18 protein-coding genes are annotated in these 15734 nt (G+C 66.8%); 12 read left to right on the top strand and 6 right to left on the bottom strand.

From position 1 onward, the window contains the following. Positions 1 to 64: 64 nt before the first annotated feature. From AC4EEV_RS06060 to AC4EEV_RS06050, 3 genes are all read left to right on the top strand, one after another. Positions 65 to 502 carry a hypothetical protein gene (locus tag AC4EEV_RS06060; protein ID WP_491330375.1) on the top strand — a complete coding sequence of 146 codons (438 nt, stop codon included), beginning with the start codon at positions 65 to 67 and terminating at the stop codon, positions 500 to 502. A gap of 76 nt (positions 503 to 578) precedes the next feature. Then, positions 579 to 1796 carry an MFS transporter gene (locus tag AC4EEV_RS06055; RefSeq protein WP_285319282.1) on the top strand — a complete coding sequence of 406 codons (1218 nt, stop codon included), beginning with the start codon at positions 579 to 581 and terminating at the stop codon, positions 1794 to 1796. 23 nt (positions 1797 to 1819) lie between these two features. Next, the gene (locus AC4EEV_RS06050) at positions 1820 to 2521 is read left to right on the top strand and encodes an esterase/lipase family protein (protein WP_491330374.1); all 702 of its coding nucleotides are present in this window, start codon (positions 1820 to 1822) and stop codon (positions 2519 to 2521) included. Here the strand turns inward: AC4EEV_RS06050 and AC4EEV_RS06045 are convergent. Further along, positions 2490 to 3629 (bottom strand): flavin-containing monooxygenase, encoded by a 1140-nt coding sequence (locus AC4EEV_RS06045; protein WP_491330373.1) that lies wholly within the window; start codon positions 3627 to 3629, stop codon positions 2490 to 2492. The genes AC4EEV_RS06050 and AC4EEV_RS06045 overlap by 32 nt on opposite strands. 100 nt (positions 3630 to 3729) lie before the next feature. On the opposite strand from AC4EEV_RS06045, the gene AC4EEV_RS06040 reads away from it, so the two are divergent. Continuing rightward, positions 3730 to 4383: a TetR/AcrR family transcriptional regulator gene (locus AC4EEV_RS06040; RefSeq protein WP_491330372.1), complete on the top strand. Its 654-nt coding sequence runs from the start codon at positions 3730 to 3732 to the stop codon at positions 4381 to 4383. Between the two features lie 87 nt (positions 4384 to 4470). Here AC4EEV_RS06040 and AC4EEV_RS06035 read toward each other — a convergent pair whose 3' ends face one another. From AC4EEV_RS06035 to AC4EEV_RS06025, 3 genes are all read right to left on the bottom strand, one after another. Continuing rightward, entirely contained in the window at positions 4471 to 5580 is a 1110-nt protein-coding gene (locus tag AC4EEV_RS06035) for an ABC transporter substrate-binding protein (RefSeq protein WP_491330371.1), read from the bottom strand. Between the two features lie 89 nt (positions 5581 to 5669). Next, positions 5670 to 6554 (bottom strand): ABC transporter permease, encoded by an 885-nt coding sequence (locus tag AC4EEV_RS06030; protein WP_285248511.1) that lies wholly within the window; start codon positions 6552 to 6554, stop codon positions 5670 to 5672. Next, complete coding sequence (locus AC4EEV_RS06025) at positions 6551 to 7459, bottom strand: ABC transporter ATP-binding protein (RefSeq protein ID WP_491330370.1); 909 nt, start codon at positions 7457 to 7459, stop codon at positions 6551 to 6553. The genes AC4EEV_RS06030 and AC4EEV_RS06025 overlap by 4 nt, the downstream gene beginning before the upstream one ends. A 132-nt stretch (positions 7460 to 7591) precedes the next feature. On the opposite strand from AC4EEV_RS06025, the gene AC4EEV_RS06020 reads away from it, so the two are divergent. The 8 genes from AC4EEV_RS06020 (at position 7592) to AC4EEV_RS05985 (ending at position 13587) form a co-directional block, all read left to right on the top strand. Next, positions 7592 to 9232: an ATP-binding protein gene (locus tag AC4EEV_RS06020; protein WP_491330369.1), complete on the top strand. Its 1641-nt coding sequence runs from the start codon at positions 7592 to 7594 to the stop codon at positions 9230 to 9232. Then, positions 9225 to 9893, top strand: coding sequence for a response regulator (locus tag AC4EEV_RS06015; protein ID WP_491330368.1), 669 nt, complete (start codon positions 9225 to 9227; stop codon positions 9891 to 9893). The genes AC4EEV_RS06020 and AC4EEV_RS06015 overlap by 8 nt, the downstream gene beginning before the upstream one ends. A gap of 188 nt (positions 9894 to 10081) precedes the next feature. Continuing rightward, complete coding sequence (locus AC4EEV_RS06010; protein WP_018760602.1) at positions 10082 to 10624, top strand: alternate-type signal peptide domain-containing protein; 543 nt, start codon at positions 10082 to 10084, stop codon at positions 10622 to 10624. 71 nt (positions 10625 to 10695) lie between these two features. Further along, positions 10696 to 11304 carry a hypothetical protein gene (locus tag AC4EEV_RS06005; protein WP_491330367.1) on the top strand — a complete coding sequence of 203 codons (609 nt, stop codon included), beginning with the start codon at positions 10696 to 10698 and terminating at the stop codon, positions 11302 to 11304. Further along, positions 11294 to 11923: a signal peptidase I gene (locus tag AC4EEV_RS06000; protein WP_018760600.1), complete on the top strand. Its 630-nt coding sequence runs from the start codon at positions 11294 to 11296 to the stop codon at positions 11921 to 11923. Before AC4EEV_RS06005 ends, AC4EEV_RS06000 begins: the two co-directional genes overlap by 11 nt. Before the next feature lie 39 nt (positions 11924 to 11962). Further along, a complete protein-coding gene (locus AC4EEV_RS05995) occupies positions 11963 to 12412 on the top strand; it encodes a hypothetical protein (RefSeq protein WP_166651650.1) in 450 nt (149 codons plus the stop codon). Positions 12413 to 12600: 188 nt separating this feature from the next. Further along, positions 12601 to 12975: a VOC family protein gene (locus tag AC4EEV_RS05990; RefSeq protein WP_109044277.1), complete on the top strand. Its 375-nt coding sequence runs from the start codon at positions 12601 to 12603 to the stop codon at positions 12973 to 12975. A 270-nt stretch (positions 12976 to 13245) separates the two neighbouring features. Beyond that, a complete protein-coding gene (locus AC4EEV_RS05985) occupies positions 13246 to 13587 on the top strand; it encodes a hypothetical protein (protein WP_491330366.1) in 342 nt (113 codons plus the stop codon). Between the two features lie 17 nt (positions 13588 to 13604). Here the strand turns inward: AC4EEV_RS05985 and AC4EEV_RS05980 are convergent, their stop codons facing one another. Next, positions 13605 to 14510 carry a phosphatase PAP2 family protein gene (locus AC4EEV_RS05980; protein WP_491330365.1) on the bottom strand — a complete coding sequence of 302 codons (906 nt, stop codon included), beginning with the start codon at positions 14508 to 14510 and terminating at the stop codon, positions 13605 to 13607. Between the two features lie 36 nt (positions 14511 to 14546). After that, positions 14547 to 15725 (bottom strand): MFS transporter, encoded by a 1179-nt coding sequence (locus tag AC4EEV_RS05975; protein ID WP_491330364.1) that lies wholly within the window; start codon positions 15723 to 15725, stop codon positions 14547 to 14549. Positions 15726 to 15734: the final 9 nt, after the last annotated feature.

Here is a 15734-nt window from a genome sequence, read left to right as displayed (position 1 = left end):
CGCACGCCGGTGGGGGGACCTTCGGCACTTTCGGCATGCGGTGGGGCCGGGGGAGGGTGGTGCCATGGCGGACCGGACTTCCACCGGCGGGAGCGGCAACGTTGGCTCCGCAGTGGTCAATGCCCTGCTCCTGTACGGGATCAACATCTGGCCCGGGTGGCAGGTGCTGCCCTTCCTCACCTCCGGCATGGTCCGCGTCCTTGACCTCATCAACGCGTCCCTGATCGCCGGCATCGTGGTGGGCGTGGTCTGCGTCCTGATCCGTGCCCGGGCCCTTTGGGCCGTGGGAAACCTGGTGGCGCTGGGCTTCGGCCTGGCCGCCACCGTCCGCGTCTGGGAGGTCTTCCCCTTCGACTTCACGGGCGGCTGGACCGGCTGGCCGGTGCTGGTGCGGGTGCTCCTGGTGATCGCCATGGCGGGCTCGGTCATTGGGGCTGTGGCGGAGCTGGTCAACCTGGTCCGGGCGTTGGCGGGCATCGAGCCCCGGCCCAGGAAACGTTAGGGGCCGGGGGCGCTGCCACACCCCGTCCTTCGCGTCACGGCCCTGATGCGTTGGCGGCGGCCATAGGATAAATCTGATGACTTCCCCGGATGACGCCCAGCCCTTCAACCTGCGCAGTATTGCGGTCGCCGCGTTCGGTCCCACGCTGCTCTTCGGAATCGGCCAGGGTGCCATCCTCCCGGTGGTGGCATTGTCGGCCCGCGAGCTGGGCGCATCAGTGGCCGTGGCAGCCCTCATCGTGACCCTCATCGGCCTGGGCTCCTGGTTCTTCAACCTTCCCGCGTCCCTGGTGACCCTGCGCTTCGGAGAGCGTTGGTCCATCGTGGGCGCCGCCGTCGCCGCCGGCCTGGCCCTCGCCGCCGCCGCCACCTCCGCGCTGGCCCCGAACGGACTCTGGCTGCTGGCCGTGGCGATGACCGTCGTCGGGATGTCCGGTGCGGTGTTCGGCCTGGCCCGGCAGAAATACCTCACCGAGGCCGTGCCCGTGGCGTTCCGTGCCAGGGCACTGTCCACCTTGGGCGGGGTGAACCGTATCGGAGTGTTCATCGGCCCCTTTGCGGGCGCGGCCGTGATGCAGTTCTTCGGCATCGCCGGCGCGTACTGGGTGGGCGTGGTGGCCATGGCCGCGGCAGCCCTGCTGTCCCTCACCATCCCGGACCTGGCCGTGCCGGACGCCCCGCCGGGCGGGGACGGCGCCGCCCAGCCCACGCTCCGGAGCGTCGCGGTTTCGCACGCCGGCGTATTCCTCTCGCTGGGCGTGGGCATCCTGCTGCTCAGTGCGTTGCGGTCCTCCCGGCAGGTGGTGATCCCGCTCTGGGCCGACCATCTGGGCATGGACGCCACCTCCGCGTCCCTGATCTACGGCCTCTCCGGTGCGATCGACATGCTGGTGTTCTATCCCGCCGGCAAACTGATGGACCGCAAAGGCCGGCAATGGGTGGCCATCCCGTCCACGTTGCTCATGGGAACCGCACTGCTGTTGATCCCGCTCACCGGATCCTTTACGGGACTGCTGCTGGCTGCGCTGCTGATCGGCTTCGGCAACGGCATCAGCTCCGGGCTGGTGATGACCCTGGGAGCGGACTTCTCGCCGGATCGCGGCCGCGGCCAGTTCCTGGGACTCTGGCGGTTCATGGCGGACGCCGGGTCCACCGGGGGCCCGGTGCTCCTCTCCGGGGTGACGGCACTGGCCTCCCTGGGGCCGGGGATCTCAGCCACGGGCATCCTGGGGTTCGCGGCGGCGGCCGTGTTCGGCGTCGTCCTTCCCCGCCTCAAGCATCGCCGGAACTACTGACGCCGGCAGGCTATTCTCGACACATGACCGACCCCGGCGTGAGCGCCCGCATCAGCCCCCTGCACAAAGCCGTGTGGTGGGCCCAGGATTATGCCTATGCCACCGGCTGGCAGGTCAGGGGGTTCCTCTCCCGCGTGCAGCCGGCCTCCTTCCGGACCGGCACCCTGCAGCCCGTGGTGATCATCCCCGGCGTCTATGAAAACTGGCAGTTCATGATGCCGCTCATCCGGGCCATCCATGATGCCGGGCATCCCGTTCACGTGGTCACTGTGCTGCAGCGCAACAAACTCAAGGTCCCGGACGCCGCCAGGCTGGTGGCCCAGCACCTGGAGGAGGCGGGCCTGCACAACGCCATCCTGGTGGCCCACAGCAAAGGCGGGCTGATCGGCAAATACACCATGCTGTCCCTGGATCCCGAGCACCGGATCGACCGGATGATCGCCGTGTGCGCACCATTCTCCGGTTCCCGCTACGCCCGGTACATGCTGCTGCCCAGCCTGCGGATCTTCTCACCGCGCAACGCGTTAACCCTGCAGATGGCGCGCGAGCAGACCATCAACAGCCGCATCACGTCCCTGTACGGCCCGTTCGACCCGCACATCCCGGAGGGCAGCGTGCTCCCCGGCGCCAACAATATCGAGTTGCCGGTGGCCGGGCACTTCCGGATCCTTGGCGACCCCGGGACCGCGAGGATCATTGTGGAGCAGTTGAGCCTTCCGGCCTGACCGCATCCGGTGCTGCAGTTGATGATCCCGCGGCTGCCGCCGGTGCCGCGGCTGCCGCGATCCTGCCGGCGATGAATTCCGCGTCGCGGCCTACGCCGTGGACCATGGAGGAGGCGAGCGAATGCTGGAAGGTGGCGCCGAGGAAGTAGAGTCCGCGCTGGCTGGCGGCCACGCCCCGGTCTTGGGCAGGCTGGCCGTCCGCGCCCATCACGGGCAGGTGGATCCAGTCCAGGTCCGGAGTGAATCCGGTACACCAGATGACGTTGGCCACTTCCAGTGTCCTCCCGCCAGCCAACAGCGGAAGGCCGTCTTTGGTGCCTTCCGTCCTGGCAACGCGTACGACGCCGGCGCGGACCAGGTCCCGGTTCTTCACCCTGACCAGTGGCCCGCTGTGCGAGAGGACCCGGGGCCGGGCCTTCCGGCCGGCGGGCGTGCCGAGCGTGAGGATATGGGAGAAGGCGAAGAAGACGGCCAGCGTCAGCGGGCGGGCGGCGAGGGCGTCGACGCGCCAGGGGATTTCGCCCGGATGGCGGCCGGACAGGTAAGTGGTGCGGGTGGAAGCAAGTTCCAGGGCGATGTCCGCGCCTGAATTGCCGGCGCCGACCACCAGGACCGGTCCCGGCGCGAGGTCACGGGGGCTCCGGTAGCTCCCGGCTGTGAGCTGCCGGATGGCCTGGCTGAGCTGCCCGGCGAAGGCGGGAATCCGGGGTTTCCGGTCCCAGCCGGAGGCGACCACCACGTTGTCGGCTTCGAACCGCCGGCCGCCGGCGTCGATGACGAAGGCGTGGCTGTCGTGGCGGAGGCCGGTGACCCGGACATTGTGCCGGACCGGCAACCTGAACTCTTCACCATAGCGGTCCAGGTAATCGGCGAACTCTTCGCGGGAGGGGAAGGACCATTGCGGTGCGGGGAACCGGCTGCCTGGCAGGGCGTCGTACCGGGCCGGGGTAAAGAGCCTGAGGGAGTCCCAGCGGGCGCGCCAGCTGTCACCGGCTGACGCATGTTCATCCAGGATCACAAACGGCCGGTTGAGGCGGGCAAGGTGGTAGCCCATGGCCAGGCCTGCCTGGCCGCCGCCGATGACCACGGTGGTGAAGTGCTCCGACACGGTGTCCTGCCCTTCCGTCCGTGCCGCTCCGCTGCGGTCCCGGGCTTCCTGCTACAATTCATCCGAAAGATGTTCGGATGAATTAAGGCTAGGCCCGGCGATGAGTGAAGTCAATGCCCAGGCACGCCGCTACAACTCCCCGTTGCGGAGGGAACAGGCGGCGGCAACCCGGGACGCGGTGCTCTCCGCTGCCCGGGACCTGTTCGTGGGCGAGGGGTACCGGTCCGCCACCGTTGCGGCCATCGCCCGGCGGGCGGGTGTCGCCGTCGACACGATCTACGCCACGATCGGGCGGAAGCCGGACCTCCTGCGCGGGGTGGTGGAGACGGCGATCTCGGGGACCGGCCAGGCCGTCCCGGCCGAGCGCCGGGACTACGTGATCCGCATACGCGAGGCGACGCGGGCGGCCGAGAAGATCTCCCTGTACGCCCAGGCCCTGGCACACATCCAGCCCCGGCTGGCGCCGGTGTACGAGGCGCTCCGTGATGCGGCCGGCACCGATCCGGACTGCGGCGCGCTCTGGCGGGAGATCTCGGACCGGCGCGCGGCCAACATGCGCCAATTCATCGCGGACCTCGCCACGACGGGGGAGCTCCGCACCGACCTGCCGGCCGCGGAACTCGCCGACGCTGTATGGAGCATGAACGGGCCGGAGTACTGGGGGCTGCTGGTGGGCCAGCGCGGCTGGGATCCGGAACGGTTCGCCGTGTGGTTGGGCGATGCCTGGTGCCGGCTGCTGCTGGACCGGTCCTGAGCCGGGGTTGCGCCTATAAGTGAAACGCTCCTCCGGAAAGCCTTGTCGGCCTTCCGGAGGAGCGTAACTACTGTGTCCCGGACGGTATCACCCGTCGGAGCCGGCCGGGGTGGTGGTGGCGGTGTAGCCCTCAAGCTTCAGTGCCGCCTGGGCATACTTCTGGTCGAACGTATCCGCCATGTTGACCTTGGAGGTATCAACCCCGATGGTCTTCTCCTCGTCAAAGACTGTCTTGGGGCCGCCGGCGGGCATGATGCCGTCAGGGAGGAACTGGCCCTTGTCCTGGTCCAATGCCTTGACGTAGTCGTCCTTGCTGATGGTGCTGTTCTGGACGAAGGCCGGCGGCAGCTTGTCCGCGATCTCCTGGGCGGAGTGGGTGCTGATCCAGTGCATGGTGTCCACCAGCGCATCCACCACTTTCTGGGCTTCATCCTGGTGGCTGTTGACCCAGTCCGCCTGGGCGAGCAGGCCTGCGGACGGCAGCGAACTGCCGAGGGCCGCCTTGGCACCATCCGCCGTAGCCAGGTCAATGGCGGGAACCGCAAGGTTCTTGGCCTCGAGGGCGCCCACTGTTGGCTGGGTGGTCATGACGCAGTCGGCGGACCCGCGCTGGATGGCGGCGATGGCGGTGGCGCCGGCACCGACGGCGATGGTCTGGTAGTCGCTCTTGGACAGGCCGGCCTTGGACGCAATGAACTGGGTGAGTTCGTCGGTACCGGAGCCGAGGTCCGTGACACCGACAGTCTTGCCCTTGAGGTCGGCTCCGGAGTGGACGTTTGCCTTGGGGCTGCACATGATGCGCTCGCCGGGGGCGCCGGAGAGCTGGATGAGGTTGGTGACCTTCTTGCCTTTGGCCTGGAAGTCCACGGTGTGGATGTACCACGCGCCGGCCATGTCCACCTGCCCGGACGCCATGGCCTCCTCCGCACCGACGCCGCCCTGCTGCTCGGTGGAGAGTTCCATCTTGACCCCGTACTTCTCGTAGTAGCCCAGCTGCTGGGCCAGTTGGTACGGGAGGTAGATCTGCTTGTCGATGCCGCCCACCATCATCTTCACAGTGGGCATGGAACCGGTTCCGGCGGACGCACTGCCGCCGGCGGAGCTGCCGCTGGCTGCAGGGGTTGAACTGCTGCCGCAGGCCGCCAGGCTGAGGGCGACGGCTCCGGCTGCTGCCGCGGCAAGAATAGGGCGCTTCATCATCATTGTTTTACGCATCCTTTTGTTTGTCCCGATCGGGACATGGGGGTGGGTTACGGGTAGTGCGGGTTGGAAAGCTGGGTCCGGGGTCAGATGGCCTGGGCCTCGGAACGGTTCGGCGGGCGCCATTTGAGGAGCCTGTGTTCGAGGAGGTTGATCAGGGATTCGGCAAAGAGAGTGACGACGGCGATGATCACCATGCAGGCGAAGACCGTATTGGGATCGAAGGTCCCCTGTGCCTGGCTGATGATCAGGCCGATGCCTTTCTGCGCGCCGAGCACCTCGGCCACAAGGGCTCCGATGATGGCGAAGCCGAAGGCGGTGTGCAGGCTGGCGATGATCCACGTCATCGCAGAGGGAATGGTCACGTGCATCGCCACCTGGTACGGCGAAGCGCCGAGCACCCGCACATTCGCCACCAGGTTCTGGTCCACCTCACGGACGCCTTGGAAAGCGTTGAAGAACACCACGAAGAAGACCAGCACGGCTGCGAGCAGGATTTTCGGGAAGACCCCGAGCCCGAACGCCACGATGAATATCGAGCCGAGCACGATGCGCGGAATCGAATTCACGATCCGGATGTAGGGCCCGACGACGGCCGACAGGTACTTGTTGGACCCCAGGAGGATGCCGAGGATCACGCCGACGAAGGTTCCCAGCAGGAAACCAAAGAACGCCTCCTGGGCGGTGACCCCCAGGTTCTCCCAGATGGTGCCGAACGCCGTCCCTTCCGTGAAGAGCTTGACCAGGCTGTCCCAGATTTCAGAGGGCTGGCCGAAGAAGAATTTGTCAACCCATCCTTCCGTGGTGAACCACTGCCAGCCGCCCACCACCGCGACGGCCAGGACCACCCGGCCGATCCAGATGGACGTGGTGCGGCGCCGGGCTTTGATCCGGCCGGCGCTCTTCGCTGCTGTTTCTGGTTCCACTGGCGTCTCGCTTTTGCGGGTTTCGGGGTGGGCAACGGTTGTCATGCCGCACCTGCCGTCAGGGCATAGGCGCGGGTGACTTCGTCCTTCAGGGATTCCCAAATACGGCCCTGGAGTTCCAGGAACCGCTCCTCGTGCCGGATTTCCTGGACATTGCCGCGGGGCCGGGGAAGGTCGATGTCGAAGACGTCCTTGACGGACCCGGGGCTGCTGGTCATGATGACCACCCGGTCCGAGAGTGCCACCGCCTCGTCCAGGTCGTGGGTGATGAACAGGACCGAGGGCCGCAGTTCCTCCCAAAGCTTGAGCAGTTCGTTCTGCATGATGGCCTTCGTCTGCACATCCAGCGCTCCGAACGGCTCGTCCATGAGGAGGATCCGCGGATTATTGATCAATGCCGCCGCCATGGCCACGCGCTTGCGCATACCGCCCGAAAGCTGGTGCGGGTACCGGTCCTCGAAACCGGCCAGGCCCACCCGGCGCAGCCAATCCCGGGCAAGGTCCGTGGCCTGCCGCTTTGGCATGCCGAGCAGGATGGGCCCCATCATGACGTTGCTGAGGACGCTCTTCCAAGGGAACAGGGCGTCCGCCTGGAACATGTAGCTCACGCCGTTGGTGATGCCTTCCACCAGGTTGCCGCCCACCCTTACCGAACCGGCACTGGGCCGCTCCAGGCCGGAGACCTGGGCCAAGGTGGTGGACTTGCCGCAGCCCGTGGGTCCGACGATCGAGCAGAACTGTCCGGCCTCGACGGTTACCGTCACATCACGGATGGCCGTGAAGGTTTCGCCTTTCGGCGTCAGGTAACGCTTCGTCAGGCCGGACACTTCGATCCGTGCCCCTTCGGCGGCCTTCTGCGGAGGCCCGGGCGGCCTGGGTGTGGGGGTGCTGTCCATTGCAAGACCTCGCTGTCTCTTGTCCATGTAGTTCTGGTTCGTGATGTTGGTCACTGGAACTGTGTGAAGCTTAGGAAGTGATCATTCCGGCCAGAAAGACTTCCGTAAGATGTGTGCTTTAGCCGCAAAAGTGCACGTTTTGTGCATTTTCTGCCCCCATGCAAAAACCGTGCCTCCGAGGCTTCGATGAGCAACGAATCAGCGCCGCGCAGGCCACGGGCTGGCAGGCTTTTCACAACGCTGACGGCCCAAATCCTGCTGGCCTCGCTGTCGCTGCTGATCTTCACCGTGGCCTTGGGCGGTTTCCTCTTCTCGATGATCAGCAACCAGACGCTGGACCAGCAGTACCAGCTGCGCGCCCTCGGGATTGCGACCACCACGGCGCAGATGTCGGAGATCCGCTCCGCAGTGGCCTCCGGGGACCCCGGCCACCTCATCAACGGGATTGCCCGCCAGGTCATGGCAGCCGCCGGGACCGATTACGTCGTCGTCACCGACCGGGAGGGGATACGGTTCTCGCACCCGGATCCAGCGTTGATCGGCCACCGGCTGGAAGAACCGGTGGCGGTCCTGGACGGCCAAACCCATGTCGGTTTCGACCCCGGAAGCCTGGGCCGCTCCGCGAACGCCAAGGCCCCCATTTTCGGCGCAGACGGCTCGGTGGTGGGCCAGGTCTCGGTGGGGATCGAGGACACCCAGGTCCTGAGCAACCAGATGCAGAACATCTGGCTGATCACGGGCTTCTCCGCCCTGGTCCTGGCCTTGGGCATCGTGGGCTCCCTGCTCCTCTCGCGGCGCATCAAGCGGGTCACGTTCGACCTGGAGCCAGCCGAGATCGCCTCCCTCCTGCAGGAACGTGAGGCCCTGCTCCACGGAATCCGGGAGGCCGTCGTCGGCCTGGACGATGCCGGCAAGGTGACGGTGATCAACGAGGAGGCCCGGCGGCTGCTCCACCTGGAAGGGGAGGCCCTGGGGAAACCCATTGCCGAGCTGCTGCCGCACGGCCGCCTCCGGGACCTGCTGGCCGGCCGGCTCCCCGGTGCAGACCAGGTGGCGCTCACCGAGGATGCCCTGCTGGTTGTCAATAGGATGCCGGTGGCCACCGCCGGCCGCAGTATTGGGTCCGTGGTAACCCTTCGGGACCGCACCGAAATCGAAGGCCTGGTGCGTGACCTTCACTCGATCCAAGGTTTGATGGAGGCCATGCGGGCCTTGGAACATGAGTACGCGAACCGGCTCCACATTGTTGACGGCCTGCTGGAAATGGGGGACCTTGACCAGGCCAAGAAGTACGTCTCGCAGGTATCAACCATGTCCAGGTCCCTGGGGGAAAGGCTGCGCGCCAGCATTTCCCCGCCGGAGCTGGCTGCCTTGCTGCTGGCCAAGGTGGCCGTCGCCGCCGAACAAGACGTGCAGATGGAGGTGACCGCCGACTCCAGGCTGGAACATCCGGAGGCCGATCCCACCGAGCTGGTAACCATCGTTGGCAACCTCCTCGACAACGCCGTGGACGCGCTGGCGACTACGCCGCGGCCCCGCCGCGTGACGGTACAGTTCGATGACGCGGACGGCGTCTTCATCGCCGTCCGGGACAACGGGCCCGGCATCCCTGCCGACAAGCTTGACCAGGTCATGGTGGACGGATACTCAACCAAGGACCCGCGGCCAGGGATGCGTCGAGGCATCGGGCTGGCCCTGGTAAGCAGGATCGTGCGCAGGGCAGGCGGAACACTGGATGTGTTTCCAGGTCCCGGCGGTAACTTTGAGGTGTGGCTGCCGGCAAAGACGCAGGCAGCGGTTGAAGACAGGAGTGCAGGCGTTGATTAAGACGCTCGTCGTGGATGACGATTTCCGGGTTGCGGGCATCCATGCGGCCAGGGTGGAGCGGGTGGACGGATTCGAGTGCGTCGGCCAAGTCTACAGCGCCGCGGCCGCACGGGATGCCATCGTCCGTCTGAACCCTGACCTCCTCTTGCTGGACATCCACCTGCCGGACGAGGACGGACTCTCCCTCCTCCGGTCCCTGCAAGCAGCCGGAACCCAGGTAGACAGCATCGTGATCACCGCCGCGCAGGACCTGGCCACCGTCAAATCCGCGATGACCAGCGGCGCCATCTACTACCTGGTCAAGCCCTTCGGGTTCGACCGCCTCCGCACGCAGCTGGAGGCCTACAAGATGTGGCGCGAGGAGCTGGAAGCCGTTTCGACGGCAAGCCAGGCAACCATAGACAGCCTCTACAAGGCCCGGCTGGCAGGGATCAAGGCGTCGGCTCCAGCCCCGCGCCTCCAGCCCACCATGCAGAAAGTGTTCGACGCCGTCCGGGCCGCCCGCGGGCCCGTCAACGCCGCGGAAATTGCGGAGCAGCTTGGCGTCAGCAGGCCAACCGCCCAGCGCTACCTGAGCACCCTGGAACGGAAGGGCCTCCTGGTCCTGGACTTGGCCTACGGCAGTACAGGCAGGCCGATGAATTCCTACACGATTTCCTAACTGCCGCCCTGACCGGCCGGCCACCGCTGCCGGGTGGCAGTAGTGATATAACCGCAGGTCAAGCAGCAGTTGAAATTTCAAATACCTTGAGCATTTGTTGACTCTTTACCCCCTCGCTTCCTGAGCTTGGCCCTGCAAAGTAGTTCCCAGCTAGTCAAAACGAACACCACAAAGTCTGAGGGGACACCATGAAGAACAGCACTCTGGTCAAGGGAACTGCCGCTATCGCCGTTGGCGCCGCACTGCTGCTGGGCGGCGGGGGCACCCTGGCCAACTGGAACGCAGAAGCAACCGCCGCTCCCGGCACCATCGTTTCCGGCGACCTGAACGTCGTCAAGGCCGTCAACGGCGTCTGGAAAGACCGTACCGGCACCGTCATTCCCGACATCTCCGCTTACAAGGTTGTCCCGGGCGACAAGCTCACGTTCACCCAGGACCTGACCGTGACCCTGGTGGGCAACAAGATGGCCGCCAACGTCACCACCACCGGCATCAGCGCCACCAACGGCTTCACCCCGGCCAACGTCTCGGTCAGTGCTCCCGCGCTCACCGTGGGCAGCACCGCCGTCGCAAACCCCCTGGTTCCAACGGGATCGGACCAGACGGTCACCGCAACCATCACCTTCGAATTCCTGTCCACCACCACCGGCCGCGCGGACACCACCAAGAGCTACAACTTCAACAACGTGGCCTTCCAGCTGACCCAGGTCACCCAGCCCGGCCTCTCCTAGCCTGACGTGGCCGGGTGGCCCCAGGGCCACCCGGCCGGCAGTACCAGGAAACAGGACCAGGAGGAAGCCACATGCGCATCACGCGCTCACTAAAGGCAGCGGCATTGATCGCCGCTGCCGTGGTCCTGGGCCTGTTCACCGTGCAGGGAACTTTTGCCCTCTGGAACGCGTCCGCGGTGGCCGCTCCCGGAACCGTGACCGCGGCCTCGTTCGATGTGGCGCTGACGGCGGTCAACTCCGGCACCACCACGAACATGACCCTGGCCACCGGGGCCGCGGCGAACCTGGCATTGTCTCCAGCCGGCACGCTCGGGCCAGGGAGCCCGGTCTCCGGGGGAGTGGTGGTCACCAACAACACCAACGCCGGCGGCCAGTTCAACACCGCCACCACTTTGGGCCAGCCAACAGTGGCCAACACCGGCGGGGGCACGCTGGCCTCCTACATCATCGTGAGCGCGAAGACCGCCGTTTCCTCCACGGAATGCAGCTCCAGCACCGGCTACGCGCAGATCGGCGCCAGCGGCCTTGCCTCGCCCACAGTGGGCAAAGGCGGGTCCACCATCTTCTGCTTCCAAGTCAGCCTCGCCTCCGGCGCCCCGTCAACAGTGAAAGGACAAGCAGTGACCATCTCCCTTCCACTCACCGCACGTCAACTCTGCGGGGTGCCCAGTGGCTGCTGACCTGACCGAACGCCTTCTCGGCGGAGACACCGAACCCGTCACTCCGGCAGCCGAGCCAAAGCCGGCACGCCGGCGCAAAGGCGCCTGGGCCGCCGTCGGACGCATTCTGAGCATGGCGGCGATGCTCGTGGCGCTGTTCGCCGCCATTGTCCTGATCGTGGTGCCGGTGGCGACCGGATCGCAGACCTACACCGTACTGACCAAGTCCATGGCGCAGCACTACCCGCCGGGCACCTTCATGGTGATGAAGCCGGTGCCGTTCAACGAACTCAAGTACGGCGACGTCATCACCTTCCAGCTGTACTCGGGCCGGCCCGACGTGGAAACGCACCGGATTGTCGGGTTTGGTTCCACCCAGTCCGGGGAGAAGACGCTCATCACCAAGGGCGACAACAACGGGGCCAACGATCCCGAGCCCATCCGGGCCATCCAGGTCAAAGGCAAGCTGTTCTACGCCGTCCCGTATGTCGGTTTCGTGGCCAACTTCCTGGGCAATTCGGACCGGGAAATGTGGACGGTCATCGCGGCTGTGGCACTGATCGGCTACGGCTCCATCACGGTCTACAAGTCCGTTCGCAAGGCCCGCAAGCATGATGACCCCGCTGCCGAGGCCGCCTGAATGCCGCGGCTGAGGAGCATTCGAGGAGCCACGTTCGCCGTGGGGGCATTTTTGCTCACAGTGCTGCTGGGTGCCGGCGCCGGCACGGCCTCGGCCCTCTGGCAGCAAAGCGCGACGGCAAGTATGGCCGTCACGGCGTCCGGCACCTGGCCGACGCCGGTCCTGCCCACCCCTGCCTGCACCGCCGGGGACACCGCCAACAAGACCATCCAGTTGAGCTATTCCGGATTGTCCGAGGTACCAACAAAGTTCACCGTTTCTGCGGCCGGGTCCAACGGGACGTACGGATCCAGCCTGGACTTCGCGGGATCCGGCGGGACATCCGGGAGCTTCGTGGTTTCGGGTGATTCCGTGGTCTTTTCCCAGGTCAGTTCCGCCACCGCAACCGTGCGGGTGGTTGCCACGTTTGCCAGCGGGGCGCAGTCCACCGCATCGGTCAAGGTCACCCTGGACATCGGCACCGGAAACAGGAAGGTCTACTGCGCCTGACCACCGCCAGCCCGGCGGAAGAGGGCGCCGCTGCAGCCCCCCTTGCAGCGGCGCTCCCTCCCGCCGGGCTGGCCTCGCGACACCCACATTCGGTGGCGACCCGGAGCCGCCCGGACGCCCCCGAAATGTGGGACGCGCAAGGGAGAATTCACCGCGAAAAGGGGTTTGCGCGTCGGTAGACTGCGGTCATGTCATCCCGAATCAGTGAACTCGTCCTGAATTGCGCCGACCCCGAACTGCTTGCGGGGTTCTGGTGTGGAGTCCTTGGCTACGTCGAGCTGGACCGCGAGGAGGGCTCGATCGAAATCGGGCCGGCGGCCGGTTTCGGCGGCCTTCAGCCCACCATCATCTTCAGCCCCAGCAGCAACCCGCGCGTGGGGCGGCTGCCGCTGCACATCGACATCAACCCGGTGGACCGGGACCAGGATGCCGAACTGGAACGATTGCTGGCACTGGGAGCGCGGCCGGCCGACGTCGGCCAGACCGGCCGGGAGCAGTGGCACGTCCTGCAGGACCCGGAGGGCAACGAGTTCTGCCTCCTTCGCAGGCGGCTCGAACCCTGAGCCTGGCCGGCCCCGGATACTGGAGTGCCTGGGGGCGCCCACTTCAAGACGCCGCCAGGCACTAGCAACTATCGACGGCGGCGCTCAAGTTACCCGGAGTAAATTCCGCAAGGTTCGGTCAAGAGTTTCCGGCTGCGGGCCGGACCTCCAGGCTCCGACATAAAATGGGCAGCCGACTTCGGTGCCGGCGCGTCCCGTTCAGGTACTAGGACCCTTTACCGGCGTGCCAGGGAAGGCGCTAAATTGTAGCTACCTATCCGGGCGACGCCCATGACAGCCCGCGGCTATGGAGGGACGAACGTGGAACTCTTCGGCGACAAACCTGCCGTCGCTGCCGCGGCCCTGACCAGGCTCGTCGCCGCCGAGGCCCGGACTCCTGGAAAGCCGGCCGGCCGCCTCCAGGCGTACCTCAGCGATCTGGTGGTGCGGAACGGGCCCCGCATCGTCGAGCAGCTCGCCATCGAACTGGCACGCCAGCACTTGGCCACCATGGATTTGCTGGCCAAGGAGACGGGAAAGCCCGCCGCCCGCTACCTTGACGACGTTGAGCTGGCGGCCGCCATGGATGAGAGCATCGGCCGGGATTCGGCAGACCCCGGCGACGGTTACTGACGCCCGCCGGTGGCCCTTTACGGGCCGGTCGCGTCCCGGCGCCGTGCCGCGAACGCGAACAAGGACGTCGTTGCCACCGTAGCCAGGTACCCCGCGATCACAATCAGCGAGATCCCGGCCCAGAAGTAGTTCGTGGTGCTGGTTTCCTGCCACGGGCTGGGCGCAATCCGGATCAGCGAATAGACGGCCACCCCGGCCGAGGCCAACCCGATCAGCACCGGAAGCGTCAGCCAGATCCGGGCCGAGCCAAGGTGCCGGCCGAACCCGTCCCACTCGTTCCAGGAACCGCGGCGCAGGATCAGCCAGCCCGCAGGGATCATGAAGGCACCCACCAGCAGGAAGGCGGCCACCACGTCCGCGGGCCGGTGCCACTGGTTGATCAACGTGGAGGCGCCGGAGGCAATGGCAAACGAACCACCAATGAAACCGGCCATGGGGCGCCAGCGCGGGGATGCCATCAGGAACACTGCGGCCGCGGCGGAGGCCGCCAGCGTGGTGTGCCCCGACGGCAGGGAGTTGAGCTCAAGGGTCAGCACGCCTTTGTCCGGACGGGCAGGCAGCAGGTCCTTGAGCACCTGTGTGGCCACGTTGGCGCCGATGCACGCCGCCACCGCGATTCCCGCTTCCGCCCAATGCCGCCGGATCACCGTGACGAACAGGACCACGACGGCGGCCATCACCAGGGAGATGGTGGGCAGCCAGTCCAGGAACTGGGTGGCTGCCTTGCCTGCCGGTCCGTGGATGTCCACGGCTTCCACCAAAGCGGACTCATCGATGAACTGGCCCGTTGCAGTCTGGACGAAGAAGTAGTAGGTGGCAACCAGCCCGGCAATGCAGGCCACAGTGGACAGCACGAACAGGAACGCCGAGCCCGGAGCGGGCCGGGAGGGTGTCCTGGTGGGTAGTTGCTGTGAAGAAGTCATCGCGCTTAAGGGTGACACAAAAAGCTGGATGGCTGCTCAGGGGCCGGCGGCATCCGGCTTAACGGGGTCGAGCCGGGGAATGCTTGCTGCCGCCACCAGCACGGCGAGGACGCCCAGGCCGAACGGCAGCGCCGTGGCCGTCGCGATGCCGCCCACCAGGAGCGGGCCGCCGGCGTCACCCAGTTCGCGGCCGAGGTCGGCCGAGCCCATGGTCCGGCCCATCCGTTCCGGCGGCGTGGTGTCCGCCAGGTGCGCGAAGCCCAGCGGCGTGGCGGCGCCGATCCCGGTCCCGATGCACGCCGCGGCCACGAAAACGGTCACCACGCCCGGGGCAGCCGCAACGAGGGCGACGCCCGCGGCAATCAGCAGCAGGCCAACGGTGGTGCCCCTGTTGTCAGTGACGGCGTTCCGGTCACGCAGCCTGCCGATCCACGGCTGGGTCAGCACCGAGCCCAGCGCCACCACGCTGACCGCGGCCGTGCCGGCGAAGGCGTCCATGCCATGGCGGGCGGCCAGTGCCGGAAGGAAACCGACGGCGGCACCCAGCGCGCCGGTGGACGCGGCCAGCACCAGCGTGGGAACCAGGAACTGACGCTCGCCCACCTGCCGGGCCAGGTCCATCACCGTGTACCGCTTCCGGGGGAGCGGTTCCAGGTTCGCGACGGACACCAGCACCCACACGGCCGTGAGCGCCGCCAGGACGGAGAGGGCGCCGAACAACAGCGGGAAACCGCCCGCCAGGATCAGCCCCGCACCCAGCGGCGGCCCGATGATGTAGCCCAGGCTCTTCCAGGAGCCATACCGGCCAAAGTAGGTGCCGGCCTTGCCGCCGCGTGCCATCCGGGCCACCATCGCGGACGACGCCGGCGAAAAGGCCGACGCCGCAGCGCCCTGTCCCAGCCGGGCCAGGGCAAGGACCAGGGGATCGGCCGCGCCAAGTCCGATCAGCGACAGCACGGCGAAGGCCAGCAGGCCGCCCACGACGACAGGTTTGGTTCCGATCCGGTCGCTGAGCGCACCGAAGACGGGTTTGAGGAACACCTCGGCAACGTCATACAAGGCCAGGAGGATTCCGAGGTTCAGCAGCGTCAAGCCAATATTTCCGCTTTGCGAGCCCAGCCCGGCCGCGATGCTGTGGGCGCCGAAGGCTGTGACGAATCCCGCTGCGTACAGTGGCGCCGAGGACGAGCGGACGGCCTGGCCTTCAGTGCTCATGATTGGGAC

This window comes from Pseudarthrobacter sp. MOO14, assembly GCF_058267675.1.
The sequence above is the reverse complement of the archived record's forward strand: the minus strand, read 5'-3'. Positions and strand labels throughout refer to the sequence as shown.

What these genes read in the sequence shown, in the direction of transcription:
- AC4EEV_RS06030 (WP_285248511.1), bottom strand. Translation starts at nt 6,554, where the DNA reads ATGACAACCGTTGCCCACCCCGAAACCCGCAAAAGCGAGACGCCAGTG.
- AC4EEV_RS06060 (WP_491330375.1), top strand. Translation starts at nt 65, where the DNA reads ATGGCGGACCGGACTTCCACCGGCGGGAGCGGCAACGTTGGCTCCGCA.
- AC4EEV_RS05990 (WP_109044277.1), top strand. Translation starts at nt 12,601, where the DNA reads ATGTCATCCCGAATCAGTGAACTCGTCCTGAATTGCGCCGACCCCGAA.
- AC4EEV_RS06050 (WP_491330374.1), top strand. Translation starts at nt 1,820, where the DNA reads ATGACCGACCCCGGCGTGAGCGCCCGCATCAGCCCCCTGCACAAAGCC.
- AC4EEV_RS06010 (WP_018760602.1), top strand. Translation starts at nt 10,082, where the DNA reads ATGAAGAACAGCACTCTGGTCAAGGGAACTGCCGCTATCGCCGTTGGC.
- AC4EEV_RS06040 (WP_491330372.1), top strand. Translation starts at nt 3,730, where the DNA reads ATGAGTGAAGTCAATGCCCAGGCACGCCGCTACAACTCCCCGTTGCGG.
- AC4EEV_RS05985 (WP_491330366.1), top strand. Translation starts at nt 13,246, where the DNA reads ATGACAGCCCGCGGCTATGGAGGGACGAACGTGGAACTCTTCGGCGAC.
- AC4EEV_RS06035 (WP_491330371.1), bottom strand. Translation starts at nt 5,580, where the DNA reads ATGAAGCGCCCTATTCTTGCCGCGGCAGCAGCCGGAGCCGTCGCCCTC.
- AC4EEV_RS06055 (WP_285319282.1), top strand. Translation starts at nt 579, where the DNA reads ATGACTTCCCCGGATGACGCCCAGCCCTTCAACCTGCGCAGTATTGCG.
- AC4EEV_RS05980 (WP_491330365.1), bottom strand. Translation starts at nt 14,510, where the DNA reads ATGACTTCTTCACAGCAACTACCCACCAGGACACCCTCCCGGCCCGCT.
- AC4EEV_RS05975 (WP_491330364.1), bottom strand. Translation starts at nt 15,725, where the DNA reads ATGAGCACTGAAGGCCAGGCCGTCCGCTCGTCCTCGGCGCCACTGTAC.
- AC4EEV_RS06005 (WP_491330367.1), top strand. Translation starts at nt 10,696, where the DNA reads ATGCGCATCACGCGCTCACTAAAGGCAGCGGCATTGATCGCCGCTGCC.
- AC4EEV_RS06020 (WP_491330369.1), top strand. Translation starts at nt 7,592, where the DNA reads ATGAGCAACGAATCAGCGCCGCGCAGGCCACGGGCTGGCAGGCTTTTC.